This is a genomic window from Clostridium sp. D53t1_180928_C8 (assembly GCF_015667795.1).
Classification (GTDB): Bacteria; Bacillota; Clostridia; order Clostridiales; family Clostridiaceae; genus Clostridium.
Map to the genome: position 1 here is coordinate 33,793 of NZ_JADPEL010000020.1, position 26,452 is coordinate 60,244.

General features: G+C 26.8%; 23 protein-coding genes and 1 riboswitch. Of the genes, 6 read left to right on the forward strand and 17 right to left on the reverse strand.

Translation table 11 applies throughout. The features are described 5' to 3' along the window. Window positions 1-55: 55 nt before the first annotated feature. From I4V51_RS12635 to I4V51_RS12655, 5 genes are all read right to left on the reverse strand, one after another. Entirely contained in the window at window positions 56-898 is an 843-nt protein-coding gene (locus I4V51_RS12635) for a sirohydrochlorin cobaltochelatase (protein WP_195988792.1), read from the reverse strand. Window positions 899-1,043: 145 nt separating this feature from the next. Next, a riboswitch (cobalamin riboswitch) is annotated at window positions 1,044-1,233 on the reverse strand. Window positions 1,234-1,349: 116 nt separating this feature from the next. Then, entirely contained in the window at window positions 1,350-1,826 is a 477-nt protein-coding gene (locus I4V51_RS12640) for a glutathione peroxidase (RefSeq protein ID WP_195988815.1), read from the reverse strand. Window positions 1,827-1,953: 127 nt separating this feature from the next. Continuing rightward, on the reverse strand, window positions 1,954-2,385 hold the full coding sequence (locus I4V51_RS12645; RefSeq protein WP_195988793.1) for a MarR family transcriptional regulator: 432 nt from the start codon (window positions 2,383-2,385) through the stop codon (window positions 1,954-1,956). A 163-nt stretch (window positions 2,386-2,548) separates the two neighbouring features. Next, window positions 2,549-4,183 carry an aspartate 4-decarboxylase gene (aspD, locus tag I4V51_RS12650; protein WP_195988794.1) on the reverse strand — a complete coding sequence of 545 codons (1,635 nt, stop codon included), beginning with the start codon at window positions 4,181-4,183 and terminating at the stop codon, window positions 2,549-2,551. A gap of 132 nt (window positions 4,184-4,315) precedes the next feature. Next, entirely contained in the window at window positions 4,316-6,685 is a 2,370-nt protein-coding gene (locus tag I4V51_RS12655) for an immunoglobulin-like domain-containing protein (protein ID WP_195988795.1), read from the reverse strand. Between the two features lie 220 nt (window positions 6,686-6,905). Here I4V51_RS12655 and I4V51_RS12660 point away from each other — a divergent pair, with 220 nt between their 5' ends. Next, window positions 6,906-8,420 carry a bifunctional UDP-sugar hydrolase/5'-nucleotidase gene (locus I4V51_RS12660; RefSeq protein WP_195988796.1) on the forward strand — a complete coding sequence of 505 codons (1,515 nt, stop codon included), beginning with the start codon at window positions 6,906-6,908 and terminating at the stop codon, window positions 8,418-8,420. Between the two features lie 52 nt (window positions 8,421-8,472). Here the strand turns inward: I4V51_RS12660 and I4V51_RS12665 are convergent, their stop codons facing one another. The 8 genes from I4V51_RS12665 to I4V51_RS12700 all read right to left on the reverse strand — a co-directional run bounded on the left by I4V51_RS12665 (window position 8,473) and on the right by I4V51_RS12700 (window position 16,871). Further along, on the reverse strand, window positions 8,473-9,195 hold the full coding sequence (locus I4V51_RS12665) for a glycerophosphodiester phosphodiesterase (RefSeq protein WP_195988797.1): 723 nt from the start codon (window positions 9,193-9,195) through the stop codon (window positions 8,473-8,475). A 24-nt stretch (window positions 9,196-9,219) separates the two neighbouring features. Then, on the reverse strand, window positions 9,220-10,005 hold the full coding sequence (locus I4V51_RS12670) for an HAD family hydrolase (protein WP_195988798.1): 786 nt from the start codon (window positions 10,003-10,005) through the stop codon (window positions 9,220-9,222). Window positions 10,006-10,037: 32 nt separating this feature from the next. Further along, window positions 10,038-11,378, reverse strand: a complete 1,341-nt coding sequence (locus tag I4V51_RS12675) for an ABC transporter substrate-binding protein (RefSeq protein ID WP_195988799.1) — start codon at window positions 11,376-11,378, stop codon at window positions 10,038-10,040. Between the two features lie 47 nt (window positions 11,379-11,425). Beyond that, entirely contained in the window at window positions 11,426-12,250 is an 825-nt protein-coding gene (locus I4V51_RS12680; RefSeq protein WP_195988800.1) for a carbohydrate ABC transporter permease, read from the reverse strand. Beyond that, the gene (locus I4V51_RS12685) at window positions 12,250-13,176 is read right to left on the reverse strand and encodes a sugar ABC transporter permease (protein ID WP_195988801.1); all 927 of its coding nucleotides are present in this window, start codon (window positions 13,174-13,176) and stop codon (window positions 12,250-12,252) included. The genes I4V51_RS12680 and I4V51_RS12685 overlap by 1 nt, the downstream gene beginning before the upstream one ends. 197 nt (window positions 13,177-13,373) lie before the next feature. After that, window positions 13,374-14,003: an HAD-IA family hydrolase gene (locus I4V51_RS12690; protein WP_195988802.1), complete on the reverse strand. Its 630-nt coding sequence runs from the start codon at window positions 14,001-14,003 to the stop codon at window positions 13,374-13,376. Window positions 14,004-14,137: 134 nt separating this feature from the next. Beyond that, window positions 14,138-16,111, reverse strand: a complete 1,974-nt coding sequence (locus I4V51_RS12695; protein WP_195988803.1) for an ABC transporter permease — start codon at window positions 16,109-16,111, stop codon at window positions 14,138-14,140. Beyond that, the gene (locus I4V51_RS12700) at window positions 16,101-16,871 is read right to left on the reverse strand and encodes an ABC transporter ATP-binding protein (protein WP_195988804.1); all 771 of its coding nucleotides are present in this window, start codon (window positions 16,869-16,871) and stop codon (window positions 16,101-16,103) included. The genes I4V51_RS12695 and I4V51_RS12700 overlap by 11 nt, the downstream gene beginning before the upstream one ends. A gap of 180 nt (window positions 16,872-17,051) precedes the next feature. On the opposite strand from I4V51_RS12700, the gene I4V51_RS12705 reads away from it, so the two are divergent. Next, window positions 17,052-17,453 carry a DUF2871 domain-containing protein gene (locus I4V51_RS12705; protein ID WP_195988805.1) on the forward strand — a complete coding sequence of 134 codons (402 nt, stop codon included), beginning with the start codon at window positions 17,052-17,054 and terminating at the stop codon, window positions 17,451-17,453. 66 nt (window positions 17,454-17,519) lie between these two features. On the opposite strand, the gene I4V51_RS12710 is transcribed toward I4V51_RS12705, so the two are convergent. From I4V51_RS12710 to I4V51_RS12720, 3 genes are read right to left on the reverse strand one after another with little or no spacing between them, the layout of a single operon-like run. Continuing rightward, window positions 17,520-18,065: a GNAT family N-acetyltransferase gene (locus tag I4V51_RS12710; RefSeq protein ID WP_195988806.1), complete on the reverse strand. Its 546-nt coding sequence runs from the start codon at window positions 18,063-18,065 to the stop codon at window positions 17,520-17,522. 22 nt (window positions 18,066-18,087) lie between these two features. Beyond that, window positions 18,088-19,098 (reverse strand): sensor histidine kinase, encoded by a 1,011-nt coding sequence (locus I4V51_RS12715; RefSeq protein WP_195988807.1) that lies wholly within the window; start codon window positions 19,096-19,098, stop codon window positions 18,088-18,090. Next, on the reverse strand, window positions 19,095-19,766 hold the full coding sequence (locus tag I4V51_RS12720; RefSeq protein WP_195988808.1) for a response regulator transcription factor: 672 nt from the start codon (window positions 19,764-19,766) through the stop codon (window positions 19,095-19,097). The genes I4V51_RS12715 and I4V51_RS12720 overlap by 4 nt, the downstream gene beginning before the upstream one ends. 183 nt (window positions 19,767-19,949) lie before the next feature. Between I4V51_RS12720 and I4V51_RS12725 the strand changes: the two genes are divergently transcribed. Next, on the forward strand, window positions 19,950-21,059 hold the full coding sequence (locus tag I4V51_RS12725) for a glycosyltransferase (RefSeq protein ID WP_195988809.1): 1,110 nt from the start codon (window positions 19,950-19,952) through the stop codon (window positions 21,057-21,059). Window positions 21,060-21,071: 12 nt separating this feature from the next. Continuing rightward, a complete protein-coding gene (locus tag I4V51_RS12730) occupies window positions 21,072-21,716 on the forward strand; it encodes a glycerol-3-phosphate acyltransferase (RefSeq protein WP_195988810.1) in 645 nt (214 codons plus the stop codon). An 84-nt stretch (window positions 21,717-21,800) separates the two neighbouring features. Here the strand turns inward: I4V51_RS12730 and I4V51_RS12735 are convergent, their stop codons facing one another. Continuing rightward, window positions 21,801-22,649 carry an AraC family transcriptional regulator gene (locus I4V51_RS12735; protein WP_195988811.1) on the reverse strand — a complete coding sequence of 283 codons (849 nt, stop codon included), beginning with the start codon at window positions 22,647-22,649 and terminating at the stop codon, window positions 21,801-21,803. Window positions 22,650-22,800: 151 nt separating this feature from the next. Here I4V51_RS12735 and I4V51_RS12740 point away from each other — a divergent pair, with 151 nt between their 5' ends. Then, on the forward strand, window positions 22,801-24,543 hold the full coding sequence (locus tag I4V51_RS12740) for an ABC transporter ATP-binding protein (RefSeq protein WP_195988812.1): 1,743 nt from the start codon (window positions 22,801-22,803) through the stop codon (window positions 24,541-24,543). Beyond that, complete coding sequence (locus I4V51_RS12745) at window positions 24,544-26,325, forward strand: ABC transporter ATP-binding protein (RefSeq protein ID WP_195988813.1); 1,782 nt, start codon at window positions 24,544-24,546, stop codon at window positions 26,323-26,325. The last annotated feature ends 127 nt before the right edge of the window (window positions 26,326-26,452 follow it).

The window sequence follows — 26,452 nt, forward strand, 5'->3', positions numbered from 1 at the left end:
CCTAACTTTTAGCAGATATTTTAATTATTATTTTCTTTTTCAGAGTATATTCCTATTAATTATTCACCTTAATTCTATGCCCTTTTTTAGTTTCTCCAGCACCTATATATCTATTATTTATAAGGTCTTCAATTCTATTTATATATAACTCATTAAATTTTTCATTTTCTCCAAGCCCCTTCATATGTATATTTACTTTAATTCCCTCTTCCTCTAACATTGATTTCCAAGAATCTTCTTCATCAGAGGCCATATCATTTCTAGCATGATCCCCTGCAACTACCATTAATGGAGCTAATGTTACTTCGTTTACATTTTTTCTTTTTAATCTTTTAAGCACTGTTTCAAAATTAGGATATCCTTCAACTGTTCCTACAAATACATTGTCGTATCCTTCATCCTCAAATATTGCTTGAAGGCATCCATATACCGCATTTGCCGAATGTGCTGTTCCATGTCCTACATATACTACAGCATTATTTTCTTCATATAATTTTTTTGTAGCTTCAATAAACAATGAGTAATCTTGAGGTAATTCCTCTATTCCTTGATAATAAAAAATTGGTCGTCCTATCTTTAGAGATTTAAATTTATTTTTATATAATTCCCCTATTTTATTTATATATATAAATTCTTCCCCTGGTATTATATGCAAAGGTTGCATAATTACTTCATCATATCCCTGATCATGTAGCTTTTCCAACATTTCTTCAGGAGTATCAATTAACATTCCATATTTTTCTTTTAATTTCTTTATTATCTTATAAGATGTAAATGCTCTATAGGTATCATAGTTATTAAAATAATCTCTTATTTGATTCTCTGCCTTTTCAATTGTTACTTTTAAAGTATCTATATAGCTTGTACCAAAACTAACTACTAATATTGCTTTTTTCATTAACTTATTCTCCAATCAAATTTTCATATAAATAAAAAAACACCCTTCACAGGGTGCTTAGACAACACAAATAAAAGCTATATAAATACTATTTTAAAAATTATATTTACTAGTCTTTATCATATCATCCTTACCTTCCCACCGAAGTATAGATTAAAATATAGGCAGGTCTCCTGGCTTAAACTTCATCCTCCTCTCATCCTTCCCAATTTAAAAATCAGTGGATTATTTGAGATTTGTCTGTTATTACAGTAGCGGGGGCTGCAGTGGCATTTAACCACTTTCCCTTTTAATTTTAAAACTTAGTTTTAAAAACCTAAATTTTTTCACTATTCTCTTTTTATATCTATTTAATTAAATACTAAATTAGAATATTATTCAAGTTATATTTAAATATTTTTTACAAAACTAGAATAAAAACCTCACCTAATTAATAATATAGAGTTATTTTTTATTTTAATAACTCTTTAATATCACTTTCTATTTTTAAAGGATTTACTGTAGGTGCATATCTCTTAACCACATTCCCCTCAGAATCAATTAAAAATTTTGTAAAATTCCATTTAATTTCCTTACTTAATAAACCTTTTTTCTCATTCTTTAAGAACTTATATAATGGATGTGCACTTTCTCCATTTACATCAACTTTTTGGAACATAGTAAATGTAACCCCATAGTTTAATGAACAAAATTCTTGTATTTCTGAATTACTTCCTGAATCTTGTTTTGCAAATTGGTTACATGGAAATCCCAAAACTTCTAACCCCTGTTCTTTATATTTTTTATTTAATTCCTCTAATTCTGTAAATTGAGGTGTTAATCCACACTTACTTGCTGTATTAACTACTAATACTACCTTACCCTTAAAATTATTCATCTTAACCTCTTGTCCATTCATTTTTGTAGCTGAAAAATCGTAAAATTTCATACTCATTACTTCCTCTCTTTAATACTTCTTTTTAATTTAATCAAATTTAATTGTATTCAATTAATCGTTTTAAAATAATAGAATTTGCTATTTACACCTTTAATTAAAGGTGTGATTTAACAAACTCTTATTTAAATGTTGCTAATAATTTATCTAATAAACTTTTTAACTCTCTGGCCTCCTCAATATTTTTGCCAAGCTTACAGTACATTTGCTCTGGAACGTTAATAATTTCATCCCTTAACACTTTTCCTTTTTCACTAATTTCAACAACAACTACTCTATCATCATTTTTATCTCTGTATTTTTCTATTAATTTCATTGAAAGTAACTTTTTTAATACAGGAGTTAAAGTTCCTGAATCTAGATGAAGCTTTTGGCCCATTTCTTTTACTGTTATTTTTTCATGTTCCCATACTACTAACATAGCAATATATTGAGTATATGTAAGTCCATACTTATCTAACAACGGTTTATAAATTTTTATTACTTCTCTTGAAGCTGCATATAAGGAAAAACATAATTGATTATCTAATTTTATTTTTTCATATTTATCCATAACAAACCTCTTTTGATTTTTTTAAATTTAATTTAACTCAATTAATTATGTTATGATTGTATTTTACATAAAGCTTTTTGTCAATATTTATTTTCTAAAATTAATTATAATAAAATTCAACTTGTATTTTTAATAAAAATACAAGTTGAATTTTTTAGATTATCTACCATTTAAAAGCTTTCCATTCTTCTGCATATTCATCAAACAACTCATTTATTCCCTTTCCTATAGTTATATATTGTTCATCAGTTAAATTTGCTAAAGATACTCTAATTGACCATGAAGGCCCCTTAAACCCATCTCCATTTAATAAAACAATACTGTATTTTTCTGCCAATTCAAATAAAAATTCAATAGCACTACGTTCTTTCTTTAAGTATTCAACAAATTCCTCTCCATATTTAATCCTAGCCCAAACTAATAAATCATATTCATTATAATAATGTGTACTATATGAATTATCTTTTATTGGTAATCCAATTAAATTTTGATATAATAACTCTTTACGATTCTTACATATCCACTTAGTTTTCTCTTTATATTTATTTTCTTTATCTAATAAGGCAAACACTGAAAAAATAGCCATTTGTACTTGTTGAGGCGTTGAAAGACCTGCTGTATGATTTAATGCAACTTGCCTACTATCAGCAACTAATCTATCTATAAATGGTATTTTCTCTGGCTTTGTACTCAAAGTTGAATACCTTTCATCAACAATATCATTAGATTCTTCATCTAACTCACTTATTAATTTATCAAAAACATTATTTTCAGCAAGCGCTATAACCCCTAGTCTCCATCCAGTTACTCCAAAATACTTGGAGTAAGAATAAACACCAATTGTGTTATATGGCATAGTTACCATAAAGGATTTAAATTTATCACAAAAAGTTCCATATACGTCATCTGTTACTATCATTAAGTTGGGGTTTTTTTCTTCTACAATCTTTCTTATATACTCCATGGACTCTTCATTGATAGCAACTGATGGTGGATTGCTTGGATTAACTATACAAGCTAACTTTATATCTTTATCTGCCAGCTTATCTAACTCTTTTTTAGGATATTGCCAAGTATGTCTTCCTTCTTCATTAAGTTCTGATGCATATATGCTTACAACTTGAAAATTATATCTTGGCAATTCAGGAATATCTAAATATGGTGTAAATATTGGAACTAGTAATGCTATTTTATCTCCTGGACATAACAATCTATTAGCCTCAAGAGAATCAAATATATAACACATTGCCGCTGTTCCACCTTCTACAGCAAAAATATTATGATTATCCTTCTTAAAATCTCCTCCCATCTCTTTAATCAAATAATCCCTTACTACTTTTTCAATATGTATTAACATTCTATCTGGCAAAGGATAATTATCTCCTATTATTCCATCTACAAGTTCAAAAACCCAATTATCCTTATCAAAATTATGTACTTCTATTCCATACTCTATTATTTTATTAAGTAGCTCTATTCCAGGTGCATCCTGATGTTTTTCATAATATATTTTAAATCTATTATAAATTCCTGTATTATGAGGCATGCCTGCTAAATCTTCATCACACCAAGTTCGTTGAGCTTCTTCCACTGCAAATTGACCTAATGTAAAAAAGGCTTGCCTTGGTGTTGCTGCTGTCCAATTTGGATTTCCCCTCCCTGCATTTAATAGTACATTTGTCCCATTTCTTTCTGATTTTAATGCAAGCTCTATTAATTTATCCTTTAACTCAAAAGGACTTAAACTTTTCACTTCTTCTATTAACTTTTTCCTTTTTATTTCTCTAATTGTACTCATCTTTACCATACCTCTTATCTACTTCTTAATAAATTTCTATTATTGCTATTTTTCTCTGTATATATTTAAAATATTCTTATAACTCAAAAGAGAGATTTACAAAAAAATTGTAAATCTCTCTTTTAAATTATTTTATTGTTTCTTTTTTGTTATAATCATTACAGATAATGAACCTATTAGAAGTATTATTATTAATACTCCTCCTACTTTTGCAAAAAGCTCATAGTTTATTATACTGTGATTACTTTCTACTGTAACTACTATACTCTTAGATGCTGTTTTTCCCATGCTATCAGTTACTTTATAAATAACCTTATAAGTTCCTAACTTACTGACATTAACTTCATTTTCTTCAATTGTAATCTTATGAGTTAAATTTCCATCCTCCTCATCTAAAGCCGTTACTCCATCTAACGGATCAAAATAAACACCCTTTTCTATTGTTAGATCCGCTGCATTAATTACTGCTTCTACATTTTGCTCTTTTACAACATCTTCTTTCTTAACATAAACCATCATAGCTTTATTTACTTTATTTCCTGAACTATCAACAACTTCATAAGTTACATGGTAATTTCCTTCTACACTAGTATTAACGTCATTAATTATTACCATTACTCTATTAGTTATATCCCCATCCTCTTTATCTGTTGCTGCTACCCATTCTAATGGATCAAATTTAGTATTTAATGCAACTGAAATATCATTTGCATATATAACAGGATCTTGATTTTTATTTATATCTTCTTTTCCGTAATAATTTTTCACAGTTACTTTAACTACACAAGAAGCAGACATTCCCATGCTATCAGTTACCTTATATCCAACCTTATAAGCTCCTTCTTTATATACATTTACATGATTATATAATACACTTATTCTTCCTGTTATATTTCCGTCTTCATTATCGTAAGCACTTACCATTGCATATGGGTTATACCTACTACCTAATGGAACAATAATATTATCAACATAAATAATAGGCCTTGTATTAGATTTGGGAATTACATTTACATATATAGTTTTTGTTACTTTATATCCACCACTATCAGTAACTTCATAAATAATTCTATAAAGTCCTGTTACATTCGTATTTAAATTATTATATATAACTTTAACTTTATCTGTAATATCTCCATCTTCATAATCACTTGCAGTTACCTCTGAATACGGATTGAATTTACTTTCTGATTTTATAACTTTATTACTTGCACTTATTTTTGGTGCTTTATTAACTTCTACTGCAGCTTTATCTACTTTTACATTTATACTTTTACTGCTCTTTAATCCTGCACTATCAATAACCTCAAAAGTTACACTATATTTTCCTATTGAATTTATATCTACCATATTTTCAACAACTTTAATTTTTGCTGTTATATCTCCATCTTCTGCATCTTTTGCTGTTACACCTGCCAATGGTTCAAACACTTCTCCTACAATTATAGTTTTATCACTTGCAGTTATTACTGGTGCTGTATTTTTAGTTTCATCTTTATTTCCCTCATCTGGCTTAGTAACATCTTCATTATCTTCTTGATTTCCAGGTGTTAATAATGACTCATCAACTAATATATTTATTCTTATAATTGCTTTAATTCTATTACTACTTAACTTTATTTCAACAGGAAATTGACTTTCTTCAAAAGTATCACTACTAAATGTAACTTCATAATTATCAATAGAACATTTGTAGCTTGATATTATTTCACTACTTAATACATTTGCCTTATCTATTTCCTCTGATTGATCTATTAATTTCATTTCATTTATATTAGGTATAGTAAAAGTTTTATTGTTTTTTGTAATTGTAAAATCATCTAGTTGAATCTCAAGAATCTTATCTCCAGCTTGTGCATTCTCTGTTGTATCTTTTACTATCTTTAATTTACTTAATAAATCTTTTGAAATCGTTGTTTCCGGTTGAAATGCATTAAATGTACAACCATTTATTTTTAATTTATTTAATCTTGGTAACTTTGACAACGCTTCAATTCCATCCCATGAATCATCACCTAAATTTAAGGCCTTTAGCGTATTCCATCCTGTATTACCTAGATTTAATTCTTCTAAACTAGTAACATATTGTAATAATGAAAATGAACCTATTGTTATATTTTCAAGATCACTATGCTTTTTTTGAAGTTCTTCAATATCTATTTTTTTTATACTTTCTAACTCTTTTATAGTTATTGATTGTTCTGGTACTTTTTGTAATGTATAAAGAATTACATTATATAATATAGGATCATAACTATTAGGATTTATTGCTTCTTCTGTAACTTGAGCTTCATTGGGTTGCTGATCTTCTTGCTCTCCAACTACTTGACTCTCAGTACCTTGCTCTTCAATAATTTGCTTTTCATCATTCTGTGTTGTTTCATCAGTAACCTCTTCCTGTTCTTGTACCTCGTTCGGCTCTGCTTTAACTAAAGTTGAAGGAATTAATAGTGTTACTATTATCGCTATACTTAAAAATATAGCTAATACCTTCCTCTTCATATATCCTCCATATTATATTAGAAATAGTATAATTCATCATATGCTTAACCCTAATATCAGTTACTCTATTATTCATATAGAATTCATGAACATAATTTTAAATATTTACTCTGAATACTTTCTTAATTCATTTGATACTCAAATATCCTTTAAAGCTATGTTATAATCTAATTAATATAGCTAACAATAATATAAAATCATAAAATTTAAAGAGGTATATATGAAAAGTTTAAAAATTTATTTTACATCTGATATGCATGGATATTTATATCCAACAAATTACATAGATAAAGATATGAAAAATATCGGACTAATAAATATGATTAATGATTTCAACAAAGATGGTAATACATTAATCATAGATGGTGGTGATACTATTCAAGGTTCTCCACTTACTTATTATTTAAGCAATCAAAAATTTAATGTACATCCTATTGCAGATATTATGAATGCTGCTGGATATGACTTTATAACTTTAGGAAATCATGATTTTAATTATGGTTTATTATACTTAAGAAAATATCTTCGTACACTAAATGCTAAATGCCTTTGCGCCAATATTGTTGATAAAACTGGTGAGCTTCCTATTTTACCTTATTCTATAAAAACCTTAGAAAATGGATTAAAGATTGGAGTTATTGGAATAACAACTGATTTTATAAATCATTGGGAAAGACCTGAAAATATAACTAATATAAATATTACTGATACTTTTGACGCTGTAAAATATTATTTTGATGAAGTAAAATCAGCATCTGACATTATAATAGGAGTATATCATGGTGGATTTGAATATGATTTAAACTCACATGAACAACTTATGTTTACAAGTGAAAATATTGCTTATAAATTATGTAAGGAATTTGATTTTGATATATTACTTACCGGTCATCAGCATATGCCGCTGGCAGACACTATAATTAATAATACTCATGTTGTTCAAACACCACAAAGGGCATCTAGTTTTGTAAAAGTCGAATTAAAAGTAGATAATAATAGTAATAAAACTATAACTTCATCTCTGGAAAAGGTTAAATTAAATCCTAAAAATGAAATTTATAATAAATATCTACCACTAGAAGATGATGTACAGAAATGGCTTGATACTCCTATCGGCTTTTTAGATGAAGATTTATATCCTTCATCTCATTTAGATATGGCTTTAAATGGCTCTAATTTGGCTAACTTTATAAACACAGTTCAACTTGATGAAAGTGGCGCTGATATATCTTGTACTTGTTTCTCTAATGAAATAAAAGGCTTTGATAGAAATGTTACTGTAAGAGACGTTGTATCTACTTACATGTTTCCTAATACATTAGTAATAATTGAGATTAATAAATCTCAACTAAAAACTGTTTTAGAAAGATGTGCTAGCTATTTTAGCAATGATAATGGAAATATATCAATATCCGACGCATTCTTAAAGCCTAAAATACAACACTATAACTATGATTACTTTGCAAATATAGATTATACCTTTGATTTAAATAAACCAGTAGGTGATAGAGTAGTATCTATAAAATTTAAAGGAAAAGAATTAGATGAGAATTCTAAGCTTTCTCTTGTTATGAATAACTATAGGTCTACTGGAGTTGGAGGATATGATGTTTATAAGGAATGTCCTCGCCTAAGAGAAATATTAGTTGAAATGCCAGAAGTTATCATTGATTATTTTATAAAACATAAACATGTTAAAGTTGATAAAACTAGATATATTAATATTATTAATTAAACTTTAAAAGCCCTCATAGCTATATAGGCTATGAAGGCTTTTATAACTCCTATTAAATCGAATCAATTATTTCTTTTAATAAATCTGGGTAATCAGTAAATAATCCGCTAGCCCCTGCTTTTATCAACATTCTCATATGAATTGGACTATTAACAGTATATATATTTACTTTTATATTATTTTCTTCAGCTTCTTTTATAAGTTCTTCTGAAACTAATCTAATATCAGGATGTATTGCATATGCTCCGTAACTCTTAGCATATTCAATTACATTTTCTATGGGGTTATAATATAATAATCCTGTTTTAAAGCTACTATCTATTTCTCTACATATTTTTATAGATTCATGATTAAAACTTGATAATATTATTCTATCCTTTAGTTCATACTTATTAACAAGTTCAATTACATCTTTTTCTATTTCATTATAATGTATCTCATCTGTCTTTAACTCTATATTTAATACTACATCAGAAGACTTAACTAGTTTTAAAACTTCTTCTAATGTTGGTATTCTACACTCTAAGTTATCTTGAAAATTTTTATTTCTACACTTAAATCCCTTTAGCTCTTCTAAAGTAAAATCTTTAACTAAACCTTTCCCCTTAAATGTACGTTCAATATCTTCATCATGTATAACTACAAGTTTATTATCTTTAGTTTTGTGAACATCAATTTCAAGCCCATCTGCTCCTGTTTTAAGTCCTTCTTTTAATGATAATATAGTGTTTTCTGGAAAATACTTGCTAGCACCTCTATGAGCAAAATTTATCATAATATCGCTCCCCTTTAATATTTATTATATTATTTTTAATGTTTTTAAAGCATTATATACACCCTTTTGATTAATATGGTCAGTTACTAAATTAGCCTTTTCCTTTAATTCTTTACATCCATTTCCCATTGCTACACCAAAATCAACCGCTTCAAACATCTCTAAATCATTAAATCCATCACCAAAAGCATAATACTTTATACCTTCTTCATGATTACTATTTCTAATATATCTAATTGCACTACCCTTTGTACATTCTTTATTAAAGATATCATACCCATCTTCAATATCTATTAATTTTACAAATTTAAATTTATCATACTTATTCTTTAATTTATCAATATCATTACTATTAATCTTTGCATTTAACTGAAATACTTCATAATCATAAATATTACTCAATACTTCATTTTCAAGTTTATCAATTTTCATATTATATTTTTCTGAAAAACTTCTTACCCAATTATCTTCTATCTTTCCAATACTTCTATCTAATAAATGTAGACAATACGGAATATTATTATACTCAAAATATTTTACCATATTTTGTACTATTTTTCTATCCATACACTTTTTATAAATAACTTTATTATTTACCGTTATTAAAGCTCCATTGGCACTTACTATTGTATTAAACATATTATAGAAATTTTCCTGCCTTACCATAGCAAGTGATCTCCCTGTTGCTATGGCTACATTTATTCCATTATTTTTACACATTTTTATTGCTTTAATAGTATAGTCACACATTACATTTTTTTCTCTACAAACTAATGTGTTATCTACATCGAAAAATATAGTCCTTTTCATTTTATTTCTCCTTTGATTGTTTGTACTATATATTATTTATTTGACTTATTATATTTTTCTAATGCACTATTAATGGTTTTTGCCATATTTTCTACAGCAACTTCCGATGTTATTTCACTATTTAATACTTTTTCAATATTTTCTTCTATTGCTGCTCTAGCCTCTGGGAATACACCTAAAACTGCTCCTGAATTATTATTATCTTCTCTTAATTGTTCTATTGCAGTCTTAAATTGTGGATTTGAATCTAAATATTCAACCATTTCAGGTAACTCATACGCTTCTGTTGAAACTGAGAAATATCCTGTTGCTTGAGCCCATTTAACTTGTGATTCAGCTGATACCATAAACTTAATAAATTCAAAAGCTGCATCCTCTCTCTCTTCATCATCTTTATCCATTATCCATAAAGATGCTCCACCAACAGACACTCCCCCTTTATCTCCCTCTAAAACTGCCGGGAAATATGCTGTTCCTAGTTCAAAGCTATCACCAATTTTACTCTTTAAATCTCCTAAATTAGCAGTTGAAGCAACCATCATGGCTACGCTTCCTGATGAAAAAGCATCTAATGTATTTTGACCATCTCTACCAAAGTTACCAATAACACCAGAGTCTACAAGTGACTTCCATCCCTCAATGATATTTAATGCTCCATTATTAGAATCAAAAACTACCTCTGTAGCATCTCCCGCTCTTCCATTCCCTTCATTAGCATAATCTAATCCTTGCTTAATTAAGAATTGTTCAAAAAACCATCCATATATTTGCATTGAATATCCGTATCTTGTTATTTGATTTCCATTTTTTATAGCCAATCTATTAGCTACTTCAATTATTTCATTAAAATTTGTTGGCAGATCATTTTCTGTTAAGCCAGCTTCTGTTAATGCTGTTTTGTTATAAAATAAAATTGGTGTTGAACTATTAAATGGCATTGAATATAACTTTCCATCTATAGTATAATAATCAGCTATGTTTTCCTCTAATTTTGATATATCATAATCATTTTTATCAATTATATCTTGCATTGGAACAGCATATTCACTATCTATCATCCATTTAGTTCCTATATCATATAACTGCATGACATCTGGTCCTGAATTACTTAATGCTGAACTCTTAAGTTTATTAATTGAATCATCATATGATCCCTGATATTCAGCTACTACTTTAACTTCTTCTTGTGAATTATTAAATTCTTCTACCAATGAATTTATTGCTTCTCCACCTTTTCCTCCCATAGAATGCCAGAATGTAATTTCTGTACTTTCAGTTGTTTTATTAGAACCTACTTGTGTACTTGAACATCCCGTTAATGCTGTAATTCCTAAAATTGTTGTTAATGTTAATGCTATTATTCTTCTTTTCATATTTACCCCTCTAATTTCATTTATATTTTATATTTTTGTATTTTAAATTAGCCTTTTACTGCTCCTGCTGTCATACCCTTTACTAGTTGTTTTTGCCCTAAAATAAATACAATTACTGATGGTATTAATATTAAAATTGCACCAGCTAAAACTACACCATAGCTGCTTCCCTCAGAATATTGAAGCATACTTATTCCTATTTGAACTGTTCTATTATTTCCATTATTTATAGTTAATAATGGCCATAAATATTGATTCCATGTATTAATAAATACATATATAGATAAGGATGCAATTGCTGGTTTTGATATAGGTATTAAAATTCTAAATAGAAACTTTAAATTTCCACAACCATCAATTTTAGCAGCCTCTCTTATTTCTTTTGGTATTGTTAAGTAAAATTGTCTCATTAAAAATATTCCCATAGCCGATGTTAAAAATGGTACTATAAGAACCTTTAAGCTATTGTTCCATCCCCATGAACTTACAGTTAAAAAATTTGATATAACCGTAGTTTCTGCAGGTATCATCATTGTTGATAAAACCATTAAGAACAATAAGTTTTTTCCTTTAAAATCATAAAATGCAAATGCATAAGAAGCTAAACTTGCTGTTATAACTTGTCCTACAGTTACCGCTAATGAAACAACAAAGCTATTTGCTATAAACTTTAAAAGTGGTACTGTATTTAAAGCTGTTTTAAAATTATCTAAAGTAGGCATACTTGGTATAATTTTATGTGGATATTGAGTCATTTCAGCTGGACTCATAAAGCTTAAACTTAATGCATATAAAAGTGGAAAAACAATAACTACGCCTGTAATTACACTTACTATAGTTAATATAAATTTTTTTCTTTTTCTTTTATTCATTATTGGTAATGTACCCCTTTCTTTTCAAACTTAAATTGTAATAATGTTACTATCATCATGATTACAAATAATATAAGTGCTTGAGCACATGCCATTTCAAATCTTCCATTAAAAAACGCTTCTCTGTAAATAGAATGAACTAGTACATTTGTTGAATCTCCTGGACCACCTTGAGTTAATAATTTAATTTGCCCAAAGGCTTGGAAAGCATTTATTAAATTCATAAATATAACTAAAAACATTTGTGGTGATACCATTGGAATAATTATATTTTTAACTTTAGTTAAATAACTTGCTCCATCTATTGATGCACTTTCCATAAGCTCACTTGGTATATTTCTTAATCCAGTTAGTAAGAATATAAAGTTCAATCCTATATTTAGCCAAACAGTCACCATTGCAACTGATACTAATGCAAATCTTGAGTCTGTCAGCCATCCAATTTGTACCCCTAATACATAGTTAAGTATTCCATTTGTAGGATGAAATATCATTGTCCATATTACAGCTGCTGGTGCAGATGCTATAGCCATTGGTAATGAAAACATTAGTTCAAAAATCCTATTTCCCCTTAATTTATTGTTAGCTAATAAAGCTAATAAAAAGCCAATAAGTACAGATGGTACTGCAACCATAGCTACAAATTTTAAACTTACAATTATAGAATTATAGAAATTTGGCGAGCTTAAAATCTCTTTAAAATTTTCTAACCCAACAAACTCATTAATTTCTCCTCTTATATTAGTAGTACACATACTCATTATTATTGTTTTTACAAAAGGATAAAATACAAATAGACCAAATATAACAAATGCAGGTATTAAGTAGAAATATGGTTCCATTTCTCCTTTAGTTATTTTTCTTCTTTTTACTAATATAGCTTTATTAGATTTTATATTATTTATTTCTAGATATTGCTCTGTCATTTTAATCCTCCTTAACTTCTCTTCCTCATATAGGTTACCTTACCTATATTAAGAAAATATTAGAGGCTAGTTAACTTATTTTAACAGCTCATTTGCTTTTGTTAAAATAAGTTAACTTTAATAATAAAAAAAATTGCCATATCAAAATTTTGATATAGCAATTTTTTTATTAATCTAATTTATTTAATTATATACTATTATAAATTTAATACCTTCAAAATATCTTTTGGCGTATTTAAATAATGATCGGCTTTTATACCATCAAGATCAGTCGCTCCCCATACAGCTAACCCAAAATCCATTCCTGCTGCCTTAGTAGATTTGTAATCTGCAACAGTATCTCCAACATACATTGCATCCTTAGGCTCTATATTTAATATTTCTATAGCCTTAAGTAATGGTTCTGGATGTGGCTTATGATTTTCTGTATCTTCTGCTAAAATTACGCTTTTCATATAACTTTGAAGACCTGTTTTCAAAAAATCTATTTCATATTGAGACTTCATTTTAGAGCTAGCTATCCCACAAAGTATTCCATTTTCATCTAACCCTTTTATAACCTCATCAAAACCTTCATATAGCTTTGCCCCATCTTCATATTCGTTAACATATTTAACCCATTTACTATAAGAAGCTTCAATATCTTTAAATCCTAGCATTTTTAATGTTGTCTTTCCTGCATAAGCTCTGTACTTTAGTAAATCTTCGTACTTAATATCAATTGATAGCTCTTCTTTAATTAATCTTTGTAATGGTATCATATTCATTTTTTCTGTATCTAACATAGTTCCATCTAAATCAAATATTATACACTTGTATTTTTTCATCTCTTCTTCTCCCGTAACTCCCCATTTATATTGACTTCATATAATATATTAAAAGTCTACGATAAAAGTATCCTACATAATGAAAATAATTTCAATAATAAAAATATATAATTAATTAAATTTTATTATTTATTCTATCTAACAATCTTCTTTGCACCATTGTATGTTGCCATAAAGTATCCTCCATAAACTATTACTAGCAATAATAATGTAATTAATATATACTTCATCATACTTCCATCACCAACTATAGAAACTACTCCTTGTGCAAATTTTAATCCAACTATAGAGTGAACTAACGCAATACTTAAAGGCATCATAAAGTATATTCCTATTTGAGTTAATAGTGATTTATTTATTATTTTTTCATCTACTCCAACCTTTTTTAATAATTCATATCTATACGTATTATCTGCTGATTCACATAGTTGTTGAAGTGCAAGTACTGCAGCTGATGTTATTAAAAATATAATTCCCATATATATAGCCAAATAAGACACCATAGCACCAAGACCTGCTGTTGTTGCTTCTACAGTTTCTTTATTTATATAATATACTTGATATCCATTTTTATCATTCTTACTTTTTATTATATCTTGCATACCTATTTCTGATAATGATTTATCGTCTTTATAATTTACATTTAAATAGGTATTAACAGTTGGTAATTCATTTACTAAATCATCATTAACCACAAATGTACATATATTACTTTTCATAGTTGAGTCATAGCTAGTTATATTAAGAACCTTAATATCTGCTGGAATTAATTCTTTTCTATTTATATTTATTTTAGTTTTATCATTTATTGATTCTTGAATAATTTTTTGCATATCACTTATATCCGTAAAAGTTAAATATTCATTTTCCTTTAATGATACCTGCTCTTTTCCTAATAATCTTAATATATTATTAAAATCAGTAAGACTAATTGCCATAATATCTGCATCAGTAAAAATTGGATAATAACTGCTTCCCTTTTCAATTCCATCTGCAGTTAAAAATTTGCTATAAGGAACTTCACTATCATAGTTTGTATATTGTGCATAATCAGCAATACTATCTATACTACTCTTTCCTAATGAATCAATTAAACTATCACCATTCAAATTCCATATAGTTGCATCAAATTGAGTTAAATCTGCTACATCCTTATTTAACCCTCTACTAATTCCAAGGCCGCTTGAAAAAGTACATATTGCAACAAATAACATTAAACAAATAAATGACATTGAAATAAAAGCGGTGTTTATCTTACTATTAATTTGTCTTAGAATAAACATATTTAAATCTTTTAAGTAAAACTTCTTATTACTTTGAATAACTTTAAGTAAAAACCCTGATAATGAAAAGAAAAATAAAATTGTTCCTACTGATCCCAATAATACTGGAATACCTATAGCTGATGGGCTTATTATTGCTATTCCATTTTTTATAACTAAATAATATGCCATACTTATCATTGCTATACTAATTAAAAATACTACAACTGAAACCCAAATATTTTTTACTTTTAACTTTTCATTTTTCTTTGCAGATGTTAATAAATCTATTAACTTAATCTTCCTTATAGTAAATGAATTAAATATTAAAACTACTAAATATATTAATCCAAAACACATAACAGTCTTAACAAATGCTAATTTAGAAAACACAAATGTAAAATTTACTAGCTTCACTTTAAATAAATTAGCTGTAAATATTGATAATCCCTGAGAAAGTATAGTTCCTATTCCTATTCCAACAGCTAAAGAAATTAAACCAATTAATATTGTTTCTATAAATATTATTCTTGAAAGTTGTTTATTTTCCATACCTAATGTCATGTAAATACCAAATTCCTTTTTTCTTCTTTTTATCAAGTAATTATTAGCATAAACTATTAAAAATCCTAAAATAAAAGAAATAAATACTGATGCTACAGACATAAATACATCTATTATTTGAAATGCTCCAGCTTGAATTTCACTTAAATCCATCATCACTTTTTGAGATTCTATAGAATTAAAAGTATAGAAAATACAGATACCAAATACTAATGTTAAAAAATAAATCGTATAATCCTTAATACTCTTATTCAAATTTTTACTAGCTAATTTAAAATACATCTCTTTGGTCACCTCCAAGAAGAGTGACAACCTCAATTATCTTATTAAAGAAATCCTTTCTGCTATCATTTCCTCTAACTAATTCATTAAAAATCTTTCCATCTTTTATAAATAAAATTCTACTTGCATAACTAGCTGTAAATGCATCATGAGTTACCATCATAATAGTTGCATTAAGCTGACTATTTAAGTGCTCTAAACTCTCTAAAAGCATTTTAGCCGATTTGGAGTCTAAAGCACCTGTTGGTTCATCAGCTAATATTAATGATGGCTTTGTTATTATTGCCCTAGCACAAGCTACTCTTTGCTTTTGTCCTCCTGATACTTCATAAGGATATTTATTTAATATTTCCCCTATTCCTAATTTATTTGCTACCTCTCTAACTCGTGTATCGATATCCTTATGATTAACTCTTGAAATAGTTAATGCCAATGCAATATTTTCATAACATGTTAATGTGTCTAAAAGGTTAAAATCTTGAAATATAAATCCAAGTTCTTCTCTTCTAAACTTCGCAATTTTTTTAGAGTTTAATTTTGTAATATCATTATTATTTATATAAATATGTCCACTACTTACTTTATCTATTGTTGAAATACAATTTAATAATGTAGTTTTACCGCTACCTGAAGCTCCCATTACTCCAATGAATTCTCCCTCTTCTACTGTAAAACTAATATTATTAATTGCCTTTGTTATATTACTCTTACTTCCATAATATTTTTCTATATTACTTACTCTTAAAACTTCATTTTTCATATTTACCTCCAAATTTTAATTTATCTTTATATATCTAAATATATCCTTGCTATATCTTAATTCTATATTTATAATAACTCCCTATCCATAGAACTATATAACAGAAACCTTACATTTTTGTTATATTAATTGTATAATTGTTATTAAAGGATAATAATTTTCTATTAAGAGGTGAAATATATGAAAAAACTATTTAACTTATCATTTTTCTATCTAATTTTAGGACTAGCATTAGGTGTATTTTTTAGAGAATTTACTAAACTTAATGATTTTACTGACATTACAACATTAAGTGTAGCTCATACACATACTTTAGTTTTAGGATTTATTTTTTTCCTAATTCTAATTATTTTAGAAAAACTATTTAATATTTCAAATGTTAAATACTTTATTGGTTGGCTTATAACTTATAATATTGGTTTACTATCTTTAATTTCTACTTTAGTTGCACGTGGAATATTAGAAGTGCTAAATAAATATTTTATAGGTCTTCCTCATATTGCAGGAACTGCACATGCCATTTTAGGGGTATCTCTTATTTGGTTTATGATAATATTAAAAAAGTCAATTTTTACTAAATAAATAAAAAAAATAGTTAACCCATAACAACTAATAATTATTTGTTATGGGTTAATTTATCTTTAGACTTTATGCTTTTTTTAAATATTCTTCCCTTGAAATATTGTAGTATAATTCATTAACTTTCCTATTATTTAATAATGTTAGTTCTCTATTCTTTTCAAATTTAAAATTAAACCCACACTTTTCAATTACTCTTCTAGATTTAGAATTGAAATCAAAATGACCACACCAAACTAAATCTAGGTTTAATTCTTCAAATCCAAATTTTATTAACCCTTTAACAGCTTCTGGAATATACTCATTTCCCCAATATTTTGGATTTAAAACATATCCTATTTCTCTTACATTATTTCCTTGCATATTTTTATCAATTTTCTTATAATGTAGTCCAACTCCACCAATTACTTTATTTTCTTTTTTTAGAACTACTGCATACTCCTCATCTCCAGCTATAAACATATCAACTATTGCTTTACTATCTTCTATAGATTTATGTACAGGCCATCCTGCATTAGGCCCTACTCTATCATCACTAGCATAATCATACATATCTAAATAATCATCTTTACACCATTTTCTTAATATCAATCTTTTTGTTTCAATAGTTTTCATAAACCTCTTCCCCCTTTTAATATTAAAATTTCATCATATCATTTATAGGAAATAATATAGAAACTTCTGTACCGTAATTTTCTTTCGATTTTATATTTATTCCTAGTCCTAATTTTTCACAAAGATTTTTACATAAATATAATCCAATACCAGTTGACTTTCCAAATTTTCTTCCATTTTCACCTGTATATCCCTTTTCAAAAGCTTTAACTACACATTTTTCATCCATTCCAATTCCATTATCACAAACTTTTAAAAGAATATCATTTCCTATAATTTCACTATATATTTTTAAAATACTTTCTTTTTTATCCATGTATTTAATACTATTACTTATAATTTGTCCTAGAATAAATTCAATCCACTTACTATCACAATAAACCCTTTTATCAATATCTTTTATATCAACCTTAATTTGTTTTTCTATTAAAACATTAGCATTTTTTCTTATAACAGAATTAATGCATTGATTCAATTTAATCTCCTTAATTATATAATCCTTTTCTATATTACTACTTCTAGCATAAAATAAAACCTGTTCTATATAATCTTCAACCTTTGTTATCTCCTCATTAATACTATTAGTAACTTCATTTTCATTATTTTCTATAAGCAACTTACATGTTGCTATAGGAGTTTTTATTTCATGGACCCAAAGTTCAATATACTCCTTATAATCCTTGCTATTCATTATAGCTTCACTAATATCATCCTTCATTGATTTTGTTGCTTGTTCTATAATTTCATATAAAATTTTACCTTCTATAAACTCACTTTCTTCAGTAACATCAGCTATAAAATATTTTTTATCTAATGACTTTGTTCTATCTAATAAAATTTTATAATATTTATTTTTATTAAAATAATCATAAATAAAAAAAGCTATTGCTGATAAAAAATTTAATATACATATTAAAATTATTCCATATGAATATAGCCCTAGTCCATTTAGTAGATAACCTGTAATGATTAATACTAATATGTTTATCATTATAAATATAGCTTTTTCTTTAAAGTATTCTATAAAACTCATATTAAAATATATCCCTGTCCCCTCTTAGTTTGAAGATAATCTTTTGCCCCAATTTCCTCTAGCTTTTTTCTTAATCTATTAATATTAACAGTTAAGGTATTGTCATCAATAAATTCATCACTTTGCCATAATGCCTTCATTAAATCATTTCTTGATACAATCTTTTCTTTATTTCTAATTAACGTTGCTAAAATTCTACTTTCATTTTTAGTCAACCCTATTTTTTTATCATCAAACTCCATCTCACTAGTAGACATATTGTATTTTAATCTTCTAAATTCAAAAACTTCTGATTCTATATTTTCATATACTCTTCTTATTATTGATGAAATTCTAGCTAAAAGAATTTGAGTATTATAAGGCTTAGTAATAAAATCATCTGCACCTAAATTCATACTCATAAGTTCATCTATTTCACTATTTCTACTCGTTACAACTATTATTGGAATATTAGAAACCTTTCTTATTTCTCTGCATATATAATACCCATCATAATATGGCAAATTTATATCTAGTAAAATAATATGTGGTTTTTCTCTTAAGACAATTTCTACTATATTTTCAAAATCATCAGAATAACTAGTTTCATATCCATATCTATTTAAAAATGTACTTAACTCTAATCTTATTTTTTCTTCGTCTTCTATAATAAAAATCTTTTTATTCATTTTATCTATCCTTTCTTTATTCTATTATATCCATAATTTTCATAAAAACAAATATGGTATATAGTTAGGTATTATCACAAACTGTTTTTATGATAAAATATAACTTAGGATAATACTAAATATAAATTATATGTAAATCTTACTTATTAACTAATGAATTTATATTTTAAAGGATGGTGTTTTATGAAAGCTCTTATTTTATATACAAACACTGGGGCTGGTCATGTATCGGCTGGAAAAGCTATTTGTGATGCTCTAAAAAAGTTTAATGTTGATACTGTAGAAATAGATACTTTAGCATTTGCCGGTAAATCCACTTCTAAAAAAGTAGAAAATATTTATGTTAAAACAGTAAAAAAGAGTCCAAAATTCTTTGGCTTACTTTATAGAGCTGGTGAAAAAATTAGTAATCCTAAAATTAAATCTATAATATATATTTTAAATACTCTTTATTCTAAAAATATATATAACATAATAAAAAAAGAAAAACCGGATTTAATAATTTGTACACATATATTTTGTGCTCAAACCATTTCTTATCTTCAAAAAAAATATAATTTTAATGCTATAACTGCTGCTATAATTACAGACTATACCTGTGCCCCATTTTGGGAAGAAACATGCTTAAATTATTATTTTATTCCTCATAAAGACTTAATTACTGAATTTGTTAAGAAAGGTTTGGATAAAAATAAAATTTTATCTTTTGGATTACCTGTTCATTCTAAATTTAAGTGTCACTATACAAAATCTGAATTAAAAAAAGAATTAAATCTTAATCCTAATATGAAGCATATTTTAATCATGGGTGGAAGTATGGGTGCCGGTAATCTTCTTGAAACTACTTTAGAATTAGCTAAAAATTTACTAAATGTTGAATTTACAGTTATTTGTGGACATAACAATGATTTATTTGAAAAGTTAAAAAGAAATAATTTAAGCAAAAATGTTAATTTATTATCATTTAGTGATTCCATTGATAAATTAATGAATATTAGTGATATTTTAATTACTAAACCTGGCGGACTCACATCTACTGAAGCAATGGTAGAAAATCTGCCTATGATAATGATAAATCCAATTCCAGGTGTTGAATCTGCCAATTGCGAGTTTTTCAACATACATAAAATGGCTTTACCATCTAATTCTATTGATGAAACAATTACTATATGTAACTTATTACTTGCTGATATAGAAATATCAAATGAACTAATTTCATCTCAAAAGGAAAATGTTAATCCTAATGCAGCAGATGATATTGCTATTTTCTTAATAGATAAATTAAATAAATAGGAGGATTCACTTTTGTTTATTATTGATATTTTATTAATAATTATTTCATTTTTATCTGGCTCTATTATGTATTCATATATTATTCCAAAACTATTAAAAGGAATCGATATTACAAAGGTTTCGGATGATAAAAACCCTGGTTCAGGAAATGTGATTAAATATTGTGGAATTTTTCTTGGTTTATTATGCATAGCATTAGACTTATTTAAAGCTTTTATACCAATTTTTATTTCAATTAAATATTTTGACATAAATAACGTTACTCTAATTTTTATTGCTATAGCTCCAATTATTGGCCATGCATACTCTCCATTTTTAAATTTCCATGGTGGTAAAGCAATAGCTTCAACCTTCGGTACTTTTTTAGCACTTTACCCTATAAGCAATGTGGCTTTAGTATTTGCACTTATTTTAATATTTTTTAAATTTATATTAGTTATAAAACCAAATTCAAGTGTTATGTTAGTTAGTTTATTATTTTTAGATATTTTAGTTATAACTTTTAATCATAATATCCATATAAAAATAATAGTCTTAATAATTTCTATAATTTTAATTCATAAACATAAAATTAATAGAAATGAAGGTGATATAACCATTTCATTATTCAATAAATTCTTAAAAAAAACACTATATAACCAACACCAATATAACTAATCTGCGAACTACGGCTTATATTTCACCATGCAGAAAATAATATTCTATTTTTCATTTTCACTGTAGTTCGCAGTTTATTTCAATTTATCTAAATGATGATGGTGCAATTCCATAGTATTTTTTGAACAATTTACTAAAATGATATGCATCATTGTATCCAACCCTTTTTGCTACGACTTTAACTGGCAATGTGTTATCTTTTAATAATTCCTCTGCTTTTGATAATCTTATTTTTATTAAATAATTTATCGGTGAATCCCCAATTTCCTCTTTAAATATCTTTGATATATATACAGGGCTTAAGTACATATTCTTAGATATCTTGTCCAAAGAAATATCATTCATATAATTATCATTCATATACGTAATTATTGATTTTACTATATTCTGCTTTTCATTTGATTCTAAAGAACAATTATATATATTCTCTTCTATTGCCTCATTTTCATCCTCAAGCTCTCTACAAATTATTATTAATAGCTTCATTACTAAAGACTTAAGGACTAATGGATATCCCATTCTCTTTAGTTTTTCTTCTTTAATAATTTCATCACAACACTTTAAAAATTCATTTCCATGCTTTCTAAATTTTAATATAGGCCCTAATCCTTTATTATCTATATAATTCTCTCTTATATCACTTAATTTAAAATTATTAATTCCTATATGTAATTGAGTGTATCTAGATGTATCATTTGGTATTTCCATATGATACAACCCTGGATTAGATAATAATAGATCTCCTTTATTTAAAATATACTCATTTCCATCAATATAATATTCAACTTTTCCAGATGTCACTATAGATAACTCTAAAAAATCATGGCAATGATATTTAAAATCGTATTCTTTTTTTGTCGCATCAACTACTCCTTGAAATGCAAATAATAGTTCTGGATTATAATTTTCTGTACATAAACCATATTCAAACATAATTTTCTCCTTATACCATATAACTCCATATAATTATAACTTTATATAATAATATACATCAATAGTTTAAGATATCACATTTCATTTTTATCCTATAAATAATAATCTATATAAGGAAATTATATTAATTAGTTATTCGGAGGTAACTCAAATGGAAAGCTTAAAATGGATAATGGGCTATTTAAAAAAACACATACTAAAATATAGTATTTCTTTAATACTAGTATTAGTAACTTCATTACTTTGCATGATTAATCCATTCCTTGCTGGCGATATTGTAGACAAGGTATTAAATGGAAATCAAAAAAACATATTGATTCCAATTCTTATTGCTATGATTATTGTTGTTGTAATAAAGGGATTAATAACGTACTTATATCAAATTATCTTTGAAAAAGTATCTCAAGACATTCTTCTTGAAATTAGAGAAGATTTATATTCAAAATTATTAAAGTTAGATTTTGATTATTATAACAATACAAAAACTGGTGATATTATGGCTAGAATGACTGGAGATACAGATGCCCTACGCCATTTTATAGCTTGGGTTGTCTATAATATTCTATCAAATGTTAGCATATTTATATTTGCAATTATATCAATGACATATGTTAATTTACCACTAACACTATTTATGTTATCAATATGCCCTATAATTGCCATACTTACGGTAAAAATGGGTATTAAAATTTCTCCAACTTTTTATAACATAAGAGAAGCTTATTCTAGACTTAATTCTATTACTCAAGAAAATATTAGCGGAAATAGAGTAGTTAAAGCCTTTAGCCGTGAAGACTATGAGATTGAAAAGTTTGAAAAAGAAAACTTAAATTATAAAAACAAAAATTTAGATACTACAAAAGTTATAGGTAAGTACATGCCTGTTCTTGAATATTTATCAAGCTTCTTATCTATAATAATGATACTTATTGGAGGAATATTAGTAATAAATAAATCTATGACTTTAGGTGATTTAGTAATATTTAATGGATTAATATGGGCATTAAATAATCCCATGCGAATGGCTGGTTACTTAATAAACGATACTGAAAGATTCGTTGCTTCTTCTATTAAAATAAGAGAATTATTGAATACTGAATCAACTATTAAAGATCCTGAAGCTCCAATAAAATCTGAAAGAATACGTGGAGATATTATATTTGATAATGTTTCTTTTAGTTATGGAGATACTACTGCATTAAAGAATGTTTCTTTCCAAGCTAAAAGAGGACAAACTATTGGTATAATAGGACCTACTGGTTCAGGAAAATCTACTTTAGTTAATTTAATTTGTAGATTCTACGATGCTACTGAAGGTAAAATCTATATAGATAATGTTCCAATTAAAGATTTAAATATAAAACAGCTTAGATCTTCAATTGGTATGGCAATGCAAGATATCTTCTTATTCTCTGATACAATTGAAGGCAATATAGCTTATGGCTCACCTTCTGTGTCACTTGAAACAATCAAAGATATAGCTAAACTTTCAGAAGCTCATAATTTTATCACTGAAATGCCTGAAGGATATGACACTATTGTTGGTGAAAGAGGTGTAGGTTTGTCAGGTGGACAAAGGCAGAGAATTTCTTTAGCTAGGGCACTTATTACTAATCCATCAATATTAATTTTAGATGATACAACTTCAGCTGTTGATATGGAAACTGAATTTAAAATTCAAAAAGAAGTTAATTTAAATAATCCAAATAGAACAAACTTTATAATTGCTCATAGAATATCTTCTGTAAAATCAGCAGATTTAATACTAGTTCTTGATAATGGGCGAATTATCGAAAGTGGAACTCATGATTCATTAGTTAAAAATAGAGGATATTATTATGACGTTTATAAAACTCAATTTGGAGATTTTAATGTATCTAAGGAGGCGATTTAAATGGCTAGAAATAAATATGATGTAGATGAAGAATTACAAGAAGGATTCAACATATCTCATCTTAAAAGACTTATAAAATATATGAAACCTTATAAAAATAAAATTATTATTTCTGTTACTTTAATGCTGATTTCAAGCTTTGTTTCTTTACTTGGACCATATTTAATAAAAATTGCGTTAGATGACATTATTCCATCTGGCAATTTATCTAATCTGGTAATACTGTCATTTATTTATGCACTTTCTCTTATATTAGTTAGTGTATTTATGAAACAACGTATAATTACAATGGGTAAAGTAGGACAAGATATTTTAGTTGATATGAGAAAAGATTTATTTGTTAATCTTCAATCTCTTCCATTTAGTTATTATGACAGTAGACCTCACGGTAAAATATTAGTTAGAGTTGTAAATTACATTAACTCACTAAGCGATTTATTGTCTAATGGTTTCGTTAATTTAATAGCTGATACTGTTACATTAATAATTACTGTCGTATTCATGTTTATCTTAGACTATAAATTAGCTTTAGTTAGTTTATTAGGTTTGCCTTTACTTATGACAGTTATAATGTCTATAAAAAAAGCTCAAAGAAGGGCTCATCAAAAACTTAGTTCAAAACAATCAAACATGAATGCATATGTTCATGAAAGTATAAATGGAATAAAGGTAACTCAATCATTTTCTAGAGAAGAAGAAAATATGAAAATCTATAAAGATGTTTGTACTCAATATAGCGATGCTTGGATGGATTCGGTTAAATTAAACTTTTTAGTATGGCCAGCTATTGATATTATTTCTGTTGCATCAGTTGCCTTAATTTATCTTTTTGGTATTTTAATATTTAATTCATCTATTAAAGTTGGTGTATTAGTTGCATTTATAGGCTATGTTTGGAGATTTTGGGCTCCTATAACTAATATAGGTAACTTTTATAACACTATAATTAATGCAATGGCTTATCTTGAGAGAATATTTGAAACAATGGATGAAAAGCCTTTAATTCATGATAAAGAAAATGCAACTACACTTCCTCCTATAGAAGGTCATGTAGAGTTTAAAGATGTAACTTTTATGTATGAAGAAGATAACCCAATATTAAAAAATATAAATATTAATATAGAAAGTGGTGAATCTATTGCTTTAGTAGGTCCTACTGGTGCTGGTAAAAGTACTATAGTTAGTTTAATAAGCAGATTCTATGACATAAATGAAGGTGAAATTTTAATTGATGGTATTGATATACGCGATGTAACACTAAAATCTCTTAGACAGCAAATGGGAATAATGCTTCAAGATTCATTCATATTCTCTGGAACAATAATGGATAATATTCGTTATGGTAACCTTAATGCTACAGATGAAGAAGTAATTGCTGCTGCTAAAGTTGTTCGTGCCCATGATTTTATAATGGAATTTGAAAATGGATATTATACAGAAGTAAATGAAAGAGGTAGTCGACTTTCTGTAGGTCAAAGACAACTTATATCTTTTGCTAGAGCATTACTTGCTGATCCTAGAATATTAATTTTAGATGAAGCTACTTCTAGTATAGATACTCAAACTGAAATTCTACTTCAAAAAGGATTAGATGAACTTCTTAAAGGAAGAACTTCATTTATAATTGCTCATAGATTATCTACAATTAAAAATTCTTCTAGAATTATGTATATAGATAATGGTAACATTGTTGAATGTGGAACTCATGACGAATTAATGTCACTAAGAGGGCACTACTATAACCTTTACCAATCACAATATGCCCTACTAAACGCAGTATAACTAAATTGCGAACTAAAGCTTAAGTCTGGAAACCAAGAAAAATAGTGAAGAGAAAAAATGAAATATTAATTTGGAGGGAAGCATTGAAATTAAGCTGTAGAATTTAATAATTGATGTAGTAAAATTT